Genomic DNA, 16,858 nt, shown 5'->3' with positions numbered 1-16,858 from the left:
TGCATCATTACTGCCATGCCTCGCCAACCACTCGATCGCGCCGCCGCGGCCGGGGTCGGCATGGTTTTGGTGGGATCGATGACGGCCAATGTCGCGTCGTACCTGTTGGCATGGTTGGCCAGCCGATGGTTGGGTCCGGTCGGCTACGGAGAGTTCGCGAGTCTGCTTGCCGCCCAGTTGGTACTTGCGGTTCCGGCTTTGGCGTTGCAGACGGTGGTCGCCCGCGAGGCGGTGCGTGGCAAGAGCACAGATGCGTTGCGGTCGTTGGGGTATCGATGCACCGCGATCGTCGCCGTTCTCGCGGTGGCGCTCGCTCCGGCGATGGCATGGCTACTCGACACCGGAATCGTGGCGGCGTTCTCGGCCTTGGTGACCGCGCCCATGTTGGTTCTGCTGGCCACGGAGCAGGGTTTGTTGCAGGGGCACGGCCGATTCGGCACTCTCAGCGCCGTACTGGCCGGGGCCGGGGTGATGAAAGGTTTTCCGGCAGTGATCGTTCTGGCATTCGGCGGCGGAGCAGGCGCCGCCTTGGTCGCGGGCGCGGCCGGAACTGCGTTGCTGGTGGCGATAGTTCGTGTGGTCGACCGAACCGTCTCGGTGAGCGAGGACCGTCCGGTGCGGATCGGGGTTGTCTCCGTGCTCGCGGCGTCGCAGGTTCAGCTCGCGCTGATCGCGTTGTCTTCGCTGGATCTGCTGATCGTCCGCGTCGTCCTCAGCGAATACGACGCCGGTGTCTACGCACTCGGCGCCGTCGCGACGAAGGTGGCGTTCTGGCTTCCACAGGCAGTGGGCGTCGTGCTGTACCCGAAGATGGCGAATCCGGCGCACTCGGCGCAAGCGGTTCGCTCGGCGTTGGCGGTGCTCGTCGGTATCGGCGCCGTGTTGGTTCTGGGGGCGGCGGTTGCAGGCCCGCTGGTGCCGATGCTCGTGGGCGACGCGTACGCCGCCGTCGCTCCGATGCTGTGGGCTTTCGCCCTGCACGGTGCAGCGCTGGCGGTACTCCAGGGTGCCTTGCTGTCCGCAATCGCGTCAGAACGCACGCGAGTGGCCCTTCTGGCGTGGGCAGGACTGGCCGTGGAGGCGACGGTCATGCTCGTGTGGGCGAAGACGCCGGGAGAGTTGATCGGCGTCGCCGTCGTGGTTGCGTCGACGACGGCGTTGGCGGTGTCCGTCGCCGCGGTGCGAAGTGCCGACCGCGCCGGGCCGGCACCTCACAGCGGCGTCAGTTCTCCAGACGCGTGAACAAATCGTCGAAGTAGTCGAGCGTACGCATCGCGGTGTAGACGGACCCGTAGTTGATGTTTCCACCCGTGTAGACGACGTTGTCGCCTTGTACTGCGCGGATACGGTTCCACATCGCACGGTCGTCGCTGACGGGATCCACACCGGGCGCGGTGGTGACGATCATTCCGTCGGCAGAGTCGAGGGCAGTCACGAGGTTTTCGGTGGAGATCTCCTTCTGTCCCTCGACCGGCCACTGGAGTCGCACGCCGAGGTCCTCGGCCACCTGCGTGGAGATGCCCTTACGGTTGACGCCGTTGACCTTCTGATTCACGTAGTTCAGCAGCACGATCTGCTTGCTCGCCAAGCTCTGGGCGTGGCGTTCCTTCAGTCCGGCTGCCTTGTCCTCGTACGCTCCGATGACCTGACGGACCTCAGGGTTCTCGGTGCGATTCAGCCAACTCGCCAACTGGTCGATGTTCTCGCGCCACGGACGCGTGAAGTCCATCGGAAGCACAGGAGCTGTCTGGCTCAACTGCTGCAGCGGCCACATGTCGGAGGCCTCACCGATGTCGGTGCAGATGATCAGGTCCGGTTCCAGCGCGAGAATTGCCTCGACGTTGACCGGTGCCTCGAACACCTGCGCCGTGGGATCGGCCGGAACCCACGGTTCGGCGGCGTCGAAGCTGTACGCGATGACCGGCAGGCCCATCGCGACGGCCGGTTCGAGGTCGAGTCGGGAGTCGATGGCGACGACGCGCTTCGGGGTCACCGGAATGTCGTAGGTTCCGAGCGAGGTCGTGACCGTGCGCATCCCGGCTGCATCGCCCTCGGTACCGGCAGATCGTGCGCAACCGGCGGCGAACAGCCCGGAGAATGCAGCACTGCCGACAACAAATCTCCGTCGCGTCAGATCGCTGACACAGATGTGCGAACCCAGAACGGTTGATGCGGGCATGTGGCTCCTCGTGTTCGGGGGTGGTCTGGACTTCCAGAAAACGGTAAGCCCGCGACCACGCGGAGGGAACGACCCGTTGCGCCAATCCGTACGCCGATCCGGCAACAAAGTCCCGAAACGCAGCAGAGCGCCCCTTCCGTGTGGAAGGGGCGCTCTGCTTACTGCCTGAATCAGTCCTTGCGCAGATCCGGACGCGGGATCACCTGGGTGTCGTCCGAGGTCCAGTCGTGCTCACCCGGAGCCGGCTCGGGCGAGCCCTGGCCGCTGGGATTCTGGTTCGTTCCGCCGTGTGCAGCGCGGGCCGGGGTTCCGCCCTTGCCGCTGCGAATCCCGAGGAAGATACCGGCGATCAGTGCGATGACACCGAGGACACCTGCCACGATCGGGACGGTGCGGCCGAACAGCGAGAGCTTGTCCATGCCGTCACGGGCCTGCTGGACCTGGTACTCGATGGTGGCTTCGTCGAAGGGCAGCGTGACCTTGAGAACCTCGACGTCGACGGCATCCTTGTTGCGTCCGTAGTACTGGTGCAACTGTTCCTGGCCCTTGACGACAACGCCGGTCTTGGGCTCGACCCACAGGTCACGGACGTTGGTGTACCAACGCGTCATCGTGATCGGAGTAGCGCCACCGGGAACGCCCCAGGTGTCGGCGGGCAGGCTCAGCTTGTTGGTGGGGGAGTTGACGACCTTCGACAGGTCGACGGGATCGATCGTCTGCTGGAAGTGGTACACCTTCAGACCGTTGATCTCGGTCTCTTCGACGAAGTCGATGTCCTTCGTGGCGCGAGCGTTCAGGTCGAAGTAGGGGTAGCTCTTCTGTTCCGTGTTGAACGGGAACTTGTACTGCAGACCGTCGCGGGAAACTTCTTCGGCGGGCTGGTCGCTGGAGGTCTGGACGGTTCCGACCGGATCGTTGGTCGGCATCGAGCTGACGCGATCGAGTGTGACGCGGTCCAGGGTTGCGGTCAGCAGCCCGGTATCGCCCTGCTTGTCGGTACGACGGACCGTCTGGCCGGCTTCGACGGTGATGATGTCGGCGTCGGACGGGTCCTGCGTGGTGACGTAGCGCTGAGCGACGATCGGCACGTTGTTGTCGACCTGTGCCTTACCGGCGAGGAGGGCCGCCGAGTTGAGGACGCTACCGGTGCCTGTGGCGACGGTGGTCACCTCGAGGTCGAGTGGCGTCTTCTCCAGCTTGCCTACCGTGTAGGTAGGAATGAGGATGGCGATGGCCAAAAGGAAGGCACCGAGGCCCACCAGAATGCAAGGAAGTATCCGGCTCGGCCCTGAGCGTTCCGCCATGCTGTGACTCCTAACCCGTTAAGTCTTTCGAGGTTCCCCAACCGGCACAATATGAGCTGCGCAGATCGCATGGGGCCCCCGATGGACACCATGTGTGGCAGAACACTAACAGTCCACCGGCCCGGTTTGTCGCATGAGGGCATGAATTGGCCAGGCATTTTGTTGTGAGTCCCTGGTGGTTTCCCTCAATCGGCCTGGGGTGCACACTTATCCGTGATGATCAGTTCCACGAATTCCTCTCAGACGGTCCCGCCACAGGCTCGGGGCTTCGTTCCGGCTTTGGACGGTATGCGCGGATTGGCGGCGCTCGGCGTCCTCGTCACCCATGTCGCGTTCCAGACCGGTGAAGCGCAGTCCGGCGCGATCGGGCGAGCGTTCGGCCGTCTCGACCTCGCCGTAGCGGTGTTCTTTGCTTTGTCCGGATTTCTGCTGTGGCGTCCGCACGCGGCAAAGGCCCGCGGAATCGGGCAGCCGCAGCCGACGGTCCGGTACTGGATCTCCCGCGCGACGCGCATCCTGCCGGCGTACTGGGTGGCGGTGGTCCTGATCCTGCTGTTCCTGCCCGGCGCCGGTGGGGGCTACCAGGTGTGGCTCGCGAATCTCGGGTTGGCACAGGTCTTCGTGCCGTTGACGCTCACCGAGGGGCTCACGCAGATGTGGAGCCTGTCGGTCGAGGTGGCGTTCTACGTTCTGTTGCCACTGTTCGCGTATCTGATGGTGCGGTTGCGCGGCGGCACTGCCCGGTACCGGCTACCGCTTCTGCTCGGAGTGTCGGTGCTGGCCCTGGCGTGGGCATTCATTCCGATTCCGACGCCGGACGCCATCCACCACGACAACTGGTTGCCCGGCTACCTGCCGTGGTTCGGCGCCGGCATGGTGCTGGCCGAGTTGGCAGTTGGCCCGTCGACGTGGGTGCATCGCCTCGCGCACCGTCGGGTACTCCTGACCCTCATTGCCTTTATCGCCTTCGTTCTCTCGTGCACCGATCTGGCCGGGCCCGAAGGTCTGGTGCGGCCGGAGCCGTGGCAGTACGCGATCAAGATTGCACTCGGTGCGATCATCAGTTTCTCGTTGATCGCGCCACTGGTTCTGCGCGATCAATCGCAGCATCGGTTCCTGGCCAGTCCTTTGGCGCTGGCAATCGGACGCTGGTCCTACGGCCTGTTCATCTGGCACCTGGCCGTATTGAACGCTGTGTTCCCCGTATTCGGCATAGTTCCGTTCTCGGGCAGCTTCTTCTACGTCCTGGCCCTCACGGTCGTCCTGAGCGTCGCTGTGGCCTCGGCCAGTTACGCCTTGGTGGAGGAACCGGCGCGCGTCGCGGTGACGCGGTGGGAGAAGCGTCGCCACATCGGTGAACCGGCAAAGGGCAACGCGGCCAACCCGGTCACGACCAAGGCCACCAACATCGAGAACTGAATCGCGAACGAATCGCCCACATAGCCGCCCGGTGCCCGCCACGGTCCGGTCGAGAGCAGCGTGATGCCGATCATCGCGGCCACGCCGGCGGTGCCGACGAGAATGCGTGCGGTCCGAGCCGGGCCGAAGATTCGCAGCGCGGCAAGTCCGAGGATCGAGCACACGACCGCGATCGCCGCTCCCACTCCGCCACCGATGACGGTGGCCGCCGCGAGCACGCCCACCCATCCTGCCGCACCGCTGCGCCACGGGCGGGGCGGTATGTGCGGCTTGGGTTCTCGGCGGGTGGGGACAAGAGCTGCGAACAGCAGCGGGATCAGCAACACGAGCCCGCCGAAGATGCCGAGACGGTACCAACGGTCGCTGGGGAAGTCGATGGTGACGGTTCCCGCGGTGCCTGCCGGCACGATCCAGCCCTGCTGCCAACCGTTCACGACCACCGGCGTCAGCTCGGAACCGTCCGGCGCCGTGGCGATCCAACCGATGCTGGTGCTCTCGGGATTGACGATCAACTGATCGGTGGACGAGTTCGTGACGGTGAGTTCTCGGTGATTCGCCGTCCACGCGGTCGATTCGAGCGGTGTATTCCGTTGCGCGGCTGAAGGACCGACAGCCGTCAGGTTGAGATTGTCGACCGAGAATGCGGGGCCCGGTTCGACGACTACTTCAGGCTGTCCCGCCGGCAAAGTTGCCGACGCGTCCAGGTCGCACACACGTGCCTCGACCGGTGCGCCGGTGCGAAGTTGGGCCGCCGTCGCTGTGATCGAGGTAGGGAACTGCTGTCCGGCAACCGAAATGGTCGGGCCGTCGCCACAGGGGACGGTGACGGTGCGGTTGTCGAATGAGTCTGTGCCCTGCACGCCGGAACCGGCGATCGGTGTCCCGTCTGCGCCGACGACGCCGACCTCGGCGAGGCCGGTGGGCTGCGCCTGGGCGAAGCCGAGCGCCGTCTGATCGAGGACCGGTTCCCAATCGGTGACGCTGAGGACGATCTTGTCGGTGACGTAGGGGGAGAGGGTAACTCGACTGGTTCGAGGCGTTTCGTCTTCGAGGTCGGGCAGCGCTCGAACCTGCGGTCCGTTGCCGAGGTTCACCGCGACGCTGGTCGGCAGCGAGGGCAGGGTGCCAAGTCCCCGTGTGATGTCCAGGCCGGTGACCAGGGTGGGCTCGGGAAGGTTGAGAGTCAGAGTCGGTTTCGGGCCGCCCGGTTCGGTGGTGCTCTGCGGCGCCGACCACGTGGTGCGTGGGTCGCCGTCGGTGGCAGCGAAGGCAGATCCGCGTGTGTCGCCGATGTCGCTGGAACCCGAAGCCGTGATTCGGCCTGGGGCGGAAAGCAGATCTTCGAGGGCGTTGCCCTGACGCGCTCGGACAGTCAGTGTCGGTGCAACGACTGTGTTTTCGGGCACCGTGAGCGTGCGCTGGAAACGGCTCGGCTCTTCGGGTATCGCCATGAATGCATTGCTGCACCGCACGCGGTCCGTCGAGACGGCGCACGCGTTGCGGCCGGGGAACTCCTGGCTCAAATCCCAGGCGTTCACGGATGCGCCCGTCGGCGTACTCGGCAGGACTGTGTCGAAACGGATCGGGACGGACTTCGGCGCGCTGCGATCGGAGAAGTCTTCGACGGAGAGTTCGCTGATGCCGAACTGTGTTCCAGGCGATCCGTTTTCGGTGTGAGTCGCCGTGACGCGTACCCACGGAGTGTTGCCGCCCGGGATCGAGACGGTGATGGGCTCACCGGGACGCTCCACCTTCACCGCCGTGCTGCCGTTCGGTGTCGAGACCTCGAGCCATTTGACCGGAGCGCCGATCGCCGCGGCGCTGGTGGTCAGATGGAGCAGGCCACTGGAAATCGGTGTGTCGAAGTCGATCTGCAACCACTGGCCCAGTGCACGCTCGATGCCGTTGCTGAACCAGCCGGTGGCCGGATCGCCGTCGACCGTCGATGCCGGACTGCTCGACGGTGAAGTGCCGCCCAGCTGGGTGGCGTCGGAGGCTGCGCTGGAAACGGTGATCGAAGCGCCGCTCCAACGGCCTTCCACGAGAGGCGTGTTCGCTACCGGGTAGTCGGGCACCAGATTGTAGGTACGACGAGCGTCGTCAGGGGTGCGCAGGGCGGAACTGTGGTTGTCGACCTGACCGAAATCGGTTTCCCGATCGCGTGGGGTGTCGGTGACGGTGACCGAATCGACCGGCAGTCCGGCAGCTTCGGCGTCGGCGGCGAGAATCATCGGGCCGGTCCCCGGGATCAGCCCGCTTTCGTGAAGGCGCACAGCAGATTCCGGACCGCCTTGAACGCGCGGAACCTGGTTCAGGTCGACGGAGTACGGTCCACTGACCGCCGGGGAGCCGTCAGGCGCGGTGACCTCGAAGATCTCGATGGCCGGGTAACCGGGACGCAGGTCGCTGTCCGCGACCAGCCCTTCGACCGGTTCGGGGCTGTCGTCTTCACCGAAATGCGCGACGCGCTCGATCCCCGGCGAGCCTTCGACCGCCTGGTGCACGAGTATCGGCCTGGCCGAGCGCGACGTTTCGCCGTCGAGGTCGTTGCGCATCACCAGATAGTGGATGCCCTGCCCCAGCAAGGTCTGCGCGAGGCCGTCCGACGGACGTCCGTCGGCGATCAGACGTTGCACCGAATCGAGCGCTCGGATGGCGCCGGGAGGGGTCAGCGGGACCGAGTCACGCACCGCCCACGGCGTACTCGCCAACGCCTGGAGCGGTTCGTCACGAGTCAGACCCCAGACCTGGCTGCCGAAGGGCGCTCCCGGGACGACCAGGGCACGTTCGGCTTCCGATCCGGGGGAGGTGTTGTCCTCGAGCCACTGTGCTGCTTCGTTCCAGTACGAGGGGACGTCCGGATACGCACCGCGGGGAGCGAGCTTTCCCGTCCAGGCCAAGGCCGTCGAGAGGGTGAGGGCAACGAGGATCAGGCTGGTCAGTGCGACCATCGGTTCGCGCTCGGGATGGGCGAACGCGCGGCGCCATCGGGCGAGTGGAACCGATCCCGGCAGCGGCACTTTGGCCAGCAGGTGTGCGAGTCCGAGCACCAGCGGTAGGCGGACCACCGGCTCGAGCTTGTGGACGTTGCGCAGCGGCGCGCCCGCCGAGTCGAGGAACAGGCGTACCGACTCCGATACCGGTGAGCTGAGTTCACCTACGTATCCCGCGGCCAGGCCGGTGATACCGACGAACAGGATGAGCGTCAGCCGGCCGCGAGCGGGCATGGACCGCATGCAGAGCCCGGCGAGGCCGGCAGCGGCAACCAGACCGGTGGCGACAACTGCTGCGGGCTGGGTGACCAGAACGGCGCCGGCAATGCGTTCGGGGGAGACGAACGGGGTCCAACTGTCCGTGCCGCGCAGTATCTCGGCGAGCGACGCCCATTGAGTGGTGACACCGGCGGACTCGATGTAGTCCAGGAACGGTGGGCTGATCTTGCCGAGCAGCAGTAGCGGCACGATCCACCAGAGAGTGCCGAGTGCAACGAACAGCGCCCACCATGCGGTGAACGTCAGCCACGTTCGGTTGGGTTTGTGCGAGAGCCACCAGATGATCGCGACCAGGCAGGCTGCGGCGGTGGCGACGGCATTGATCGAACCCATGAGGGCGACGGCAAGCGCGGATTGTGCGGCCAACCGCCTCAACCCCCGTGAGCGGTTAGGGAGTCCAGGGACTCCTTTTCCACGCACAGGGCCGAAGGCCAGAACCACCGGCAACAACACCCACGGCGCCAACATCATCGGCAGGGTTTCCGAGGAAATCGAACCGAGAGTGGTCAGCACGCGGGGAGAAAGAACAAAGGCAAGCGCTGCGATGACGCGCGAAATACGGCTGCCGATACCGAGAGCCTCGGCAACTCGGATGATGCCCCAGAAACCTGCGATCAGAAGCAGCGCCCACCAGACGCGCTGAGTGATCCACGGCGGAACGTTCGCCAACTCGCCGAGCGCGAAGAACGGCCCGTGCGGAAAGAAATATCCATAGGCCTGGTTCTGAACCTGGCCGAGCGGGGCCTGACTGCTCCACTGATGCGACGCGCGTTCGAGAAAACCGAACGGATTCTGCGTCAGGTCGTACTTGGTGTCAGCGGTGATCAGACCCGGCGATTGCAGAAATGTGAGAAGAAACGCTACGACGGAGGCGCCGAACAGCCACCGCTTCGACAGGGGCTCTGCCGACGGGGCGGTGTCTACCGAAGACACCGCTGCGTCGGCGGAAGAACGGGAACTCGCGAGGCCTGCGCTCTCAGCGGCTGCCGTACTCAACCTGGTTCAGCACGGAAGAATCTGCGTTTCCGCTGCGGTCGATCTCGGGACGAGTGTTGTCCGACGCGGCGGCCGTGACACCGAAGATGACGCCGGCACCCAGAACGGCACCGATGACAGCGCTGGCCACACCGGGGACAAGGAACTTCGTCATCGCGGATCTCCCAATTGGTCGTTAGTCGGTCGTTCGCGGTCGGACGGACTTACCGGCCCGTACGAACTGCTCGGGTCAAGGTATCACCCGCACTCGAGAATCCGGACGATTACCCTCGTGACGTGCTGGTCAGTCGAGGGTTTCGGCACCGAGCGCGGTCAACAGAGTGCGCAGTTTCGTGGACGTCTCGTCGAGTTCGTCCTGCGGATCCGATTCGGCGACAATTCCGCCACCCGCGCTGGCCCAGGCACTGAGGCCGTCTGCACTGATCTCGGCGCAGCGGATGGCAACCACCCAATCACCGTCGCCGGCGTCGTCGCACCATCCCACGGCGCCGCCGTAGAAACGGCGCGGTTCCTCGGTCTCGCGGATCACCTTCAGTGCCACGTCGGTGGGTGTTCCGCACAGCGCGGGCGTCGGATGCAGAGCGATGGCGAGGTCGAGCGCAGTGGTGTCGTTTCGCAGGGTGCCGCGGATCGGGCTGGCCAAGTGCCAGACCTCTTGAGTGTTGGTCAGTTCGGGCGTTGCCGGTACCGACAGATCACTGCACATCGGTTGCAGGACCTCGCGGATCCACGCCGTCACGAAGGCGTGCTCGGCCAGATTCTTCGTCGAACGCAGAAGGCTCTCGCCGGCCTCGCGGTCTTGTTCGGAGTCGGTGGATCGCTTGGTTGTCCCAGCCAACGGGCGACACGTCACGACGCGCCCGCGTCGACTGACCAATACCTCGGGCGTTGCGCCGACCAGGCTGTGGCCCTCGAATTCGGCTCCCGCAGCAGATAGGTCGACGGCAAAGGTGTTGGCGACGGGATTGAGCGCCGCCATGCGAGCGGCGAGCGCGGTCGGGGAGATCGGAGTCTGCGTCCGAAGCTCCACAGTGCGAGCCGCGACAACCTTGTCGATCTCTCCACTGCGGAGGCGTCCGATCAACTTTTCCACCCGGCGAAGATGCTCCGACGCCGACGGGATCTCCCGGCCCACCTTGGTCGTGGGCAGCGCCGGGGGATCGACCGGTTGCCACGGCCGCGACGCGATCGTCGCCTCGGCAGGTTCGTACAACGCCGTTGGGGCAGCGGGGTCGAAGGGCAGCGCTCCGACGATCAGCTTTGTCGTACCTGCCGACAAAGCGTGGGTGGCCGCGTCGGAGCTGCCGAAGCTGCGTCGTACGCCGCGGGTGACCACGCTGTGATCGGGGCGAGAGAGAACAAAACCGTCCATGGTGCTTTCGACACTAGTCGGCCCCGGATCAGGAATGCGCGAAGGTCACTTCCCCGGAGGGACGATCAACACCGGCCGATGACTGTGACGCAGAACATGATCCGCGACACTGCTCTGCAGTAGCGACCGCAAACCCGTAGTGCCTCGGGTGCCGGTCACGATGATGTCGACGTCCAATTCGTCTGCGGTTTCGCAGATTGCAGACCAGATCGCGGAGCGGCACTCGGCGCTTCTACCTTCGACGGTCAGGCCCGCGGCCTCGGCCAGTGCGACACCCTCGGCGAGGGTGACTTTGGCGTCGGTGTACGCGATGTCCTCGACGTCGTCGTCGGGAACCCACTCCGGTTGCATCACCCCGGACAGGCCGGACATGCGAGCGGCCTGGCGAACCATCGGCTCCCAGGCAGTGACGAGAACAGCGCGATTGGCGGAGAGGAAACGCCCCGCGTAGTCGACTGCACGCTTGGCGTTGTCGGAACCGTCGTACGCGATGAGCATCAGACCTTGTGGCATCACGACCTCCTCGTCAGCGGGGGAATCGGTTCTCTTCCAGGCTACCGTCCCGATGTGCCCGTGAGGGAGTGTATGGGTACCGGGTCCGTTACGGTCGAGGTATGCGGATCAAGTTTCTGAAGGCTGCGACGACCATTGCATTGTGCGGAGGGTTGGTTGCGGGATGCTCGGGCGAAAACGGGACCGCCGATCCGGTTTCGAGCGCCCCGACCAGCACCACCTCCGAGATCACGTCGACGCCTGCGGCATCCAGCTCCGCACCCGTCGCCGCGTCGTGCGGTAGTGACCTTCTGGCTTCACTGTCCCTGCGTCAGAAACTTGCCCAGCTGCTCAACGTCGGCGTCACCGGGACCGACGACGCGATGTCGATAGTGCAGAACGAGGAGATCGGCGGCATTTTCGTCGGAAGTTGGACCGATCAGTCGATGCTCACCAATCGCGAAGTGCCGCAGGTTGCTTCGGCGTCGAAGTTGCCGTTGATGGTGACGATCGACGAAGAAGGTGGACGAGTTTCCCGCGTCGCGGACATTCTCGGGCCCGATCCGTCGGCCAGGGAAACAGCGCAGACCATGACAGTGGAACAGACGTACCAGATGGCTCTCGAGCGTGGACGCGGGTTGAAGGATCTCGGAATCACCGTCAACTACGCCCCCGACGTCGACGTGAGCAGCCAACCCGACGACTCCGTGATCGGTGACCGCTCGTACTCCGACGACCCCCAGACCGTGGTTGCGTACGCCGGTGCGTACGCGCAGGGTATGCGCGACGCCGGAATCTTCCCGGTGATCAAGCACTTTCCCGGGCATGGCAGCGCGTCGGGTGACTCGCACCGGGGTGAAGTGACAACGCCGCCCTTGCAGGATCTGATCGCGTCGGACTTGATTCCCTTTCGCGAGCTGTCGGGAACCGGAGTAGGCGTCATGATGGGGCACCTCGAGGTTCCCGGTCTGACCGAGCCCGGTACCCCTGCCAGCATCAGCCCCGCCGCCGTTGCGTTGCTTCGCGACGGAGTGGGTTACGGCGCAGCGCCGTTCACCGGCCCGGTATTCACCGACGACCTCAGCGGCATGCAGGCGATCACCGACCGATACGATATTGCCGACGCGGTTCAGGCTGCGCTGGTGGCAGGTGTCGATCAGGCACTGTGGCTGACCACTGATGACGTTCCGCGGGTGCTCGACCATCTCGAGCAGGCCGTCGCGTCGGGTGAGCTTCCGCAGGCACGGGTCGATCAGGCCGTCGTCACAGTTGCCACCGCCAAAGGTGCCGTGACCTGCTGAGTCGAAGTCAGGATTCGACGCACAATCTTACCGTAGAGTAAGATCGACATTTACCCTGTGGTTGGAGGAAGCATGGCCGGCGGTACCAAGCGACTGCCACGCGCAGTGCGTGAGCAGCAGATGCTCGACGCGGCTGTGGACGTGTTCTCCGACAGGGGATTTCACGAAACTTCGATGGACACCATCGCGGCCAAAGCCGAGATCTCGAAGCCGATGCTGTACCTGTACTACGGCTCGAAGGAAGAACTGTTCGCGGCGTGCATTCATCGTGAAGGGCTCCGCTTCCTCGAAGCTCTCGCCCCCGCGGGCGCGCCGAACCTGACTCCGCGTGAACAATTGCGCGCCGCTCTCGAGGGCTTCCTCGGGTTCGTGGGCGCAAACCGCAAGTCGTGGATGGTGCTCTACCGTCAGGCCGTCGGGCAGCAGGCTTTTGCGGGAACCGTGCAGTCCAGCCGCGATCGGTTGATCGAGTTGACCGCGCATCTGCTCGAGTCCAGCACCAAGGATCCTGATGCCGCGCACGATTACGGGATCATCGCCATCGCACTCGTCGGCGCCGGTGAGGCGGTAGCTGACCGGGTCGCGGGTGGGGAAATCGAAGTGGACGCCGCCGCGGACCTACTCGAATCCCTCGCGTGGCGCGGTCTCTCGGGCAAGAAGAAGTCCGAATAGCCCCCAAACCAATCTGAGCGAACGTACCTTTCAGCGCATCCAAGGCGCCGAAAGGTACGTTCGCTCAATTTGGGTGGGTGGGAAACCCGACAAAACTTAGGTCAGCGCAGCGTCGCAGTGACGTGCGGGTAACCCTTCTTCGGGTGACGCAGCGACAGATCCCAGCCGTCGTCGGTGCGGTCGGCGTAGGCATTCAACGTCGCCGGCAGCAGAATCGGCTTGCCGAAACGCACGCTGTAGGTGACCTTGTCCGCGACGGACCCCTCGACGGTCCGCAGAAGTGCCGCGGCACTCCACATTCCGTGAGCAATTGTCTTCGGGAAACCGAAAGCCTTCGCGCCCAGAGACGAGACGTGAATCGGATTACGGTCGCCGGAGACGGCGGCGTACTTGCTGATCGTGGTCTGGTCGACGCGGAGGGTGCTCATCGGCATCGGCGGGACCTCGTCTGCCTTGGGCTCCGGACCGGGCTGGCCGGACAGGGAGGTCTTCTGCTGGTTCAGGAAGCTCGAGGTCTGTCGCCAGACCAGTTCCCGTCCCACCCGAATTTCGGTGATCACGTCGATCAGCAGACCCTTGCGGTGCTCACGCAGGTTCTCGGCATGCACCGAGAGGTCCAGCGGTTCGCTGACGGAGATGGGCCGTAGTGATTCGATGACGTTCTCGGCGTGAACGGAACCGACGGCGGCGAAGGGGAAGTCCTTCGACACCATCAGCTTCATCACCGTCGGGAAGGCCAAGGTGAAGGGGTACGTGATCGGCAGAGTATCGCCGAACCGCAGTCCGGTCACGCGGCAGTACGCCGCCAGATTGTCGGTGTCGACCTTCAGTCCGGTGAGGGTGAAGGTCTGCTGTGGCACCGAGCGAGAGTTGGACTTGTTCCACGGCAGCAATCCCAGTACCGCGCGGGAGTAGATGTCGAGGGTCCTCGGCTGCTCGGTGAGCGCGACGGTCTTTGTCGCCATCATGCGCCCAGGAGGCTCTGGCCGCAGACGCGAACGACCTGTCCCGTAACGGCATTGGAGGCCGGGCTCGCGAAGTATGCGACGGTCTCGGCGACGTCGACGGTCTCACCGCCCTGCAGGAGCGAGCTCATGCGGCGGCCGGCTTCGCGGGTGGCGAAGGGGATGGCGGCGGTCATGGCGGTCTCGATGAAGCCCGGTGCGACGGCGTTGATGGTGATGTTCTTCTTCGCCAGGACGGGAGCTTCGGCGTGTACGAGGCCGATGACGCCGGCCTTGGAGGTGCCGTAGTTGGTCTGGCCGCGGTTGCCTGCGATGCCGGCGATGGAGGAGACGTCGACGACGCGGCCGCCTTCCTTGAGGGCGCCCTTCTCGACGAGGTGCTCGGTGATCTTCTGCGGTGCAAGAAGATTGACGTTCATGACCATGTTCCAGCGGCCCTCGTCCATGTTGGCGAGGGTCTTGTCGCGGGTGATGCCGGCGTTGTGGACGATGATGTCCGCTCCGCCGTGACGCTCGAGGAGGTGAGCTGCGAGGACCTCGGCTGCGTCGGCTGCCGTGACGTCGAGGGCGAGGGACGTGCCGCCGACCTTGTTCGCGGTCTCGGACAGTGCTTCGCCGGCGGCCGGGATGTCAGCGCAGACGACGTGAGCGCCGTCGCGGGCCAGGACCTCGGCGATGGTGGCACCGATGCCGCGGGCAGCGCCGGTGACGACGGCAACCTTGCCTTCGAGCGGCTTGTCCCAGCTCGCGGGCGCGACGGAATCTTCAGCACCGACGACGATGACCTGGCCGTCGACGAAGGCGGACTTCGCCGAAAGGAGAAAGCGCAGAGTCGATTCCACGCCGGAGAGTCCGGTGGACGCCTTGGGGGAGACGTAGACCAGCTGAGCGGTGGAACCGCGCTTGATCTCCTTGCCGACGCTGCGAGTGAAGCCTTCGAGCGCGCGCTGCGCGACATGCTCGTCGACGCTCGAGGTTTCTTCCGGCGTCGTGCCGAGAACCACGAGGCGAGCCGACGGTGCGAGGTTGCGGATCACGGGCTGGAAGAACTCGAACAGCTGCTCGAGCTCACTGACCTGAGTGATTCCGGTTGCGTCGAACACGAGCCCGCCGAAGCTGCTGTCGTGTGCCTGAGCTGCCGGGTAGTCGGAGAGCAGTACGCGAAGCGGTTCTGCGAGCCGACCCTTGCCGCCGATGAGGACAGGTCCGGCGAGTGCGGGTTCCCCTGCTTTGTAGCGACGCAGGTTCTCGGGCCTGGGCAGGCCGGCCTTCGACGCGATGAATGCGCCGGGGGCGGACGAGAGGAACTGTGAATAGAGGTCGGGAGCTCCCTTGCTGGCTGCCACGGTCCTACCTTCTGTTGTGTTTCGGGTTGTCTCTCACCGGGCAATCGGAAGAATGCGGCGATAGACAAGTAACTTACTACTGAGTAAGAATAGTCTTCAACAGGTAATCGCACCATCCTTGGAGACGCAAGTGACAAGCAAAGCCCGTTCAAATGCAAAGCCCGCCGCACCTCGCACTGCACCGGCCGCAGCCGCTGCAAATTCTGCAGGTCAGCGCCGTCCGGTTGCGATCGTCGGCGGAAATCGCATTCCGTTCGCACGCTCGGACAAGGCGTACGCACAGGCGTCCAACCAGGACATGTTCACTGCGACGCTCGACGGTCTGGTGAGCCGATTCAATCTGCAAGGCGAGAAGCTCGGCATGGTCGTCGGCGGTGCGGTGCTCAAGCACAGCCGTGATTTCAATCTCATTCGCGAGTCCGTTCTCGGCAGCGCGCTGAGCCCTTACACGTCGGCGTACGACCTTCAGCAGGCGTGTGGCACGGGACTGCAGTCGATCATCGCCGTCGGCGATGCCATTTCGGCCGGCCGCATCGATTCCGGCATCGGTGGCGGTACGGACACCACGTCCGACGCTCCGATCGGCGTCAACGATCAGGCACGCGAGTTCCTGCTTTCCCTCAACCGCGCGAAGTCCACGGGCGACCGCATCAAGCTGCTCGGCAACGTCCGTGCGGGCATGATCGGCCTCGAAATTCCGCGCAACGGCGAGCCTCGCACCGGCAAGTCGATGGGTGACCACGCTGCGATCACCGCCAAGGAATTCGGCGTCAAGCGCGAGGACCAGGACGAACTTGCCGCTGCCAGCCACAAGAACATGGCGGCTGCCTACGACCGCGGTTTCTTCGACGACCTCGTCACCCCGTTCCTCGGCCTGACCCGCGACGACAACCTCCGTCCCGGTTCGACCGTCGAGAAGCTGTCGACACTCAAGCCGGTCTTCGGTACCAAGCTCGGCGACGCGACTATGACGGCAGGCAACTCGACGCCGCTCACCGACGGTGCTTCTGCAGTGCTCCTCTCCACCGACGAGTGGGCAGCCGAGCGCAATCTTCCGGTTCTGGCGCACCTCGTCGATTCCGAAACCGCTGCCGTCGACTACGTCCACGGCAAGGACGGGCTGCTCATGGCTCCCACGTACGCGATCCCGCGTTTGCTGGCCCGCAACGGTCTGACCTTGCAGGACTTCGATTACTACGAAATCCACGAAGCCTTCGCTTCGGTGGTTCTGGCAACCCTGCAGGCCTTCGAGTCCGACGAGTACTGCAAGGAACGCCTCGGCCTCGACGGCGCATTGGGATCGATCGACCGAAGCAAGCTCAATGTCAACGGATCGTCCTTGGCTGCAGGTCACCCGTTCGCGGCGACCGGCGGACGTATCGTCGCTTCCCTCGCAAAGATGCTCGCCGAAAAGGGTTCGGGCCGCGGCCTGATCTCGATCTGTGCGGCCGGTGGCCAGGGTGTCACGGCGATCATCGAGCGGTAACCGCTCCACAATCTCCCCACGCGAGTGAAAACTGCGCTCACCTGCAGTGATCGT

At 64.8% G+C, this 16,858-nt stretch carries 12 protein-coding genes and 1 pseudogene; 5 read left to right on the top strand and 8 right to left on the bottom strand.

All coding sequences use genetic code 11. The features are described from left to right. The first annotated feature begins 15 nt into the window (after positions 1–15). Complete coding sequence (locus tag DBV08_RS21115) at positions 16–1,242, top strand: lipopolysaccharide biosynthesis protein (RefSeq protein WP_124568737.1); 1,227 nt, start codon at positions 16–18, stop codon at positions 1,240–1,242. On the opposite strand, the gene DBV08_RS21110 is transcribed toward DBV08_RS21115, so the two are convergent. Continuing rightward, positions 1,223–2,179, bottom strand: a complete 957-nt coding sequence (locus tag DBV08_RS21110) for an ABC transporter substrate-binding protein (RefSeq protein ID WP_054827952.1) — start codon at positions 2,177–2,179, stop codon at positions 1,223–1,225. The genes DBV08_RS21115 and DBV08_RS21110 overlap by 20 nt on opposite strands. Positions 2,180–2,349: 170 nt before the next feature. After that, a complete protein-coding gene (locus DBV08_RS21105; RefSeq protein ID WP_095971372.1) occupies positions 2,350–3,483 on the bottom strand; it encodes a DUF3068 domain-containing protein in 1,134 nt (377 codons plus the stop codon). Between the two features lie 216 nt (positions 3,484–3,699). Between DBV08_RS21105 and DBV08_RS21100 the strand changes: the two are divergent. Continuing rightward, a pseudogene (locus DBV08_RS21100) lies at positions 3,700–4,749 on the top strand (acyltransferase family protein); the annotation flags it as partial. Positions 4,750–4,772: 23 nt separating this feature from the next. On the opposite strand, the gene DBV08_RS33165 reads toward DBV08_RS21100, so the two are convergent. From DBV08_RS33165 to DBV08_RS21080, 4 genes are all read right to left on the bottom strand, one after another. Continuing rightward, a complete protein-coding gene (locus DBV08_RS33165) occupies positions 4,773–9,107 on the bottom strand; it encodes an alpha-(1->3)-arabinofuranosyltransferase (RefSeq protein ID WP_124569038.1) in 4,335 nt (1,444 codons plus the stop codon). A 43-nt stretch (positions 9,108–9,150) separates the two neighbouring features. Beyond that, on the bottom strand, positions 9,151–9,324 hold the full coding sequence (locus DBV08_RS21090; RefSeq protein WP_003945488.1) for a DUF2613 domain-containing protein: 174 nt from the start codon (positions 9,322–9,324) through the stop codon (positions 9,151–9,153). 129 nt (positions 9,325–9,453) lie between these two features. Next, positions 9,454–10,542: an isochorismate synthase MenF gene (locus DBV08_RS21085; RefSeq protein ID WP_124568736.1), complete on the bottom strand. Its 1,089-nt coding sequence runs from the start codon at positions 10,540–10,542 to the stop codon at positions 9,454–9,456. 45 nt (positions 10,543–10,587) lie between these two features. After that, entirely contained in the window at positions 10,588–11,055 is a 468-nt protein-coding gene (locus tag DBV08_RS21080; RefSeq protein WP_003945900.1) for a universal stress protein, read from the bottom strand. A gap of 101 nt (positions 11,056–11,156) precedes the next feature. On the opposite strand from DBV08_RS21080, the gene DBV08_RS21075 reads away from it, so the two are divergent. Together DBV08_RS21075 and DBV08_RS21070 are read left to right on the top strand one after the other, a co-directional pair. After that, the gene (locus DBV08_RS21075; protein WP_124568735.1) at positions 11,157–12,335 is read left to right on the top strand and encodes a glycoside hydrolase family 3 N-terminal domain-containing protein; all 1,179 of its coding nucleotides are present in this window, start codon (positions 11,157–11,159) and stop codon (positions 12,333–12,335) included. Positions 12,336–12,407: 72 nt separating this feature from the next. Then, positions 12,408–13,007, top strand: a complete 600-nt coding sequence (locus DBV08_RS21070) for a TetR/AcrR family transcriptional regulator (RefSeq protein ID WP_003945885.1) — start codon at positions 12,408–12,410, stop codon at positions 13,005–13,007. A 101-nt stretch (positions 13,008–13,108) separates the two neighbouring features. Here DBV08_RS21070 and DBV08_RS21065 read toward each other — a convergent pair whose 3' ends face one another. Further along, positions 13,109–13,972, bottom strand: coding sequence for a MaoC/PaaZ C-terminal domain-containing protein (locus DBV08_RS21065; RefSeq protein ID WP_124569037.1), 864 nt, complete (start codon positions 13,970–13,972; stop codon positions 13,109–13,111). Beyond that, entirely contained in the window at positions 13,972–15,318 is a 1,347-nt protein-coding gene (locus DBV08_RS21060; protein ID WP_124568734.1) for a 3-oxoacyl-ACP reductase, read from the bottom strand. The genes DBV08_RS21065 and DBV08_RS21060 overlap by 1 nt, the downstream gene beginning before the upstream one ends. Before the next feature lie 130 nt (positions 15,319–15,448). Here DBV08_RS21060 and DBV08_RS21055 point away from each other — a divergent pair, with 130 nt between their 5' ends. Continuing rightward, the gene (locus tag DBV08_RS21055; RefSeq protein ID WP_124568733.1) at positions 15,449–16,804 is read left to right on the top strand and encodes an acetyl-CoA C-acetyltransferase; all 1,356 of its coding nucleotides are present in this window, start codon (positions 15,449–15,451) and stop codon (positions 16,802–16,804) included. Positions 16,805–16,858: the final 54 nt, after the last annotated feature.

Source organism: Rhodococcus sp. KBW08, assembly GCF_003852455.1.
GTDB lineage: Bacteria > Actinomycetota > Actinomycetes > Mycobacteriales > Mycobacteriaceae > Rhodococcus_F > Rhodococcus_F baikonurensis.
This window is presented reverse-complemented; position numbering and strand designations above follow the sequence as displayed.

Excerpts from the sequence above, each read along its gene's own strand:
- DBV08_RS21080 (WP_003945900.1), bottom strand. The coding sequence starts at position 11,055 with ATGCCACAAGGTCTGATGCTCATCGCGTACGACGGTTCCGACAACGCC.
- DBV08_RS21085 (WP_124568736.1), bottom strand. The coding sequence starts at position 10,542 with ATGGACGGTTTTGTTCTCTCTCGCCCCGATCACAGCGTGGTCACCCGC.
- DBV08_RS21115 (WP_124568737.1), top strand. The coding sequence starts at position 16 with ATGCCTCGCCAACCACTCGATCGCGCCGCCGCGGCCGGGGTCGGCATG.
- DBV08_RS21110 (WP_054827952.1), bottom strand. The coding sequence starts at position 2,179 with ATGCCCGCATCAACCGTTCTGGGTTCGCACATCTGTGTCAGCGATCTG.
- DBV08_RS21070 (WP_003945885.1), top strand. The coding sequence starts at position 12,408 with ATGGCCGGCGGTACCAAGCGACTGCCACGCGCAGTGCGTGAGCAGCAG.
- DBV08_RS21090 (WP_003945488.1), bottom strand. The coding sequence starts at position 9,324 with ATGACGAAGTTCCTTGTCCCCGGTGTGGCCAGCGCTGTCATCGGTGCC.
- DBV08_RS21105 (WP_095971372.1), bottom strand. The coding sequence starts at position 3,483 with ATGGCGGAACGCTCAGGGCCGAGCCGGATACTTCCTTGCATTCTGGTG.
- DBV08_RS21065 (WP_124569037.1), bottom strand. The coding sequence starts at position 13,972 with ATGGCGACAAAGACCGTCGCGCTCACCGAGCAGCCGAGGACCCTCGAC.
- DBV08_RS21075 (WP_124568735.1), top strand. The coding sequence starts at position 11,157 with ATGCGGATCAAGTTTCTGAAGGCTGCGACGACCATTGCATTGTGCGGA.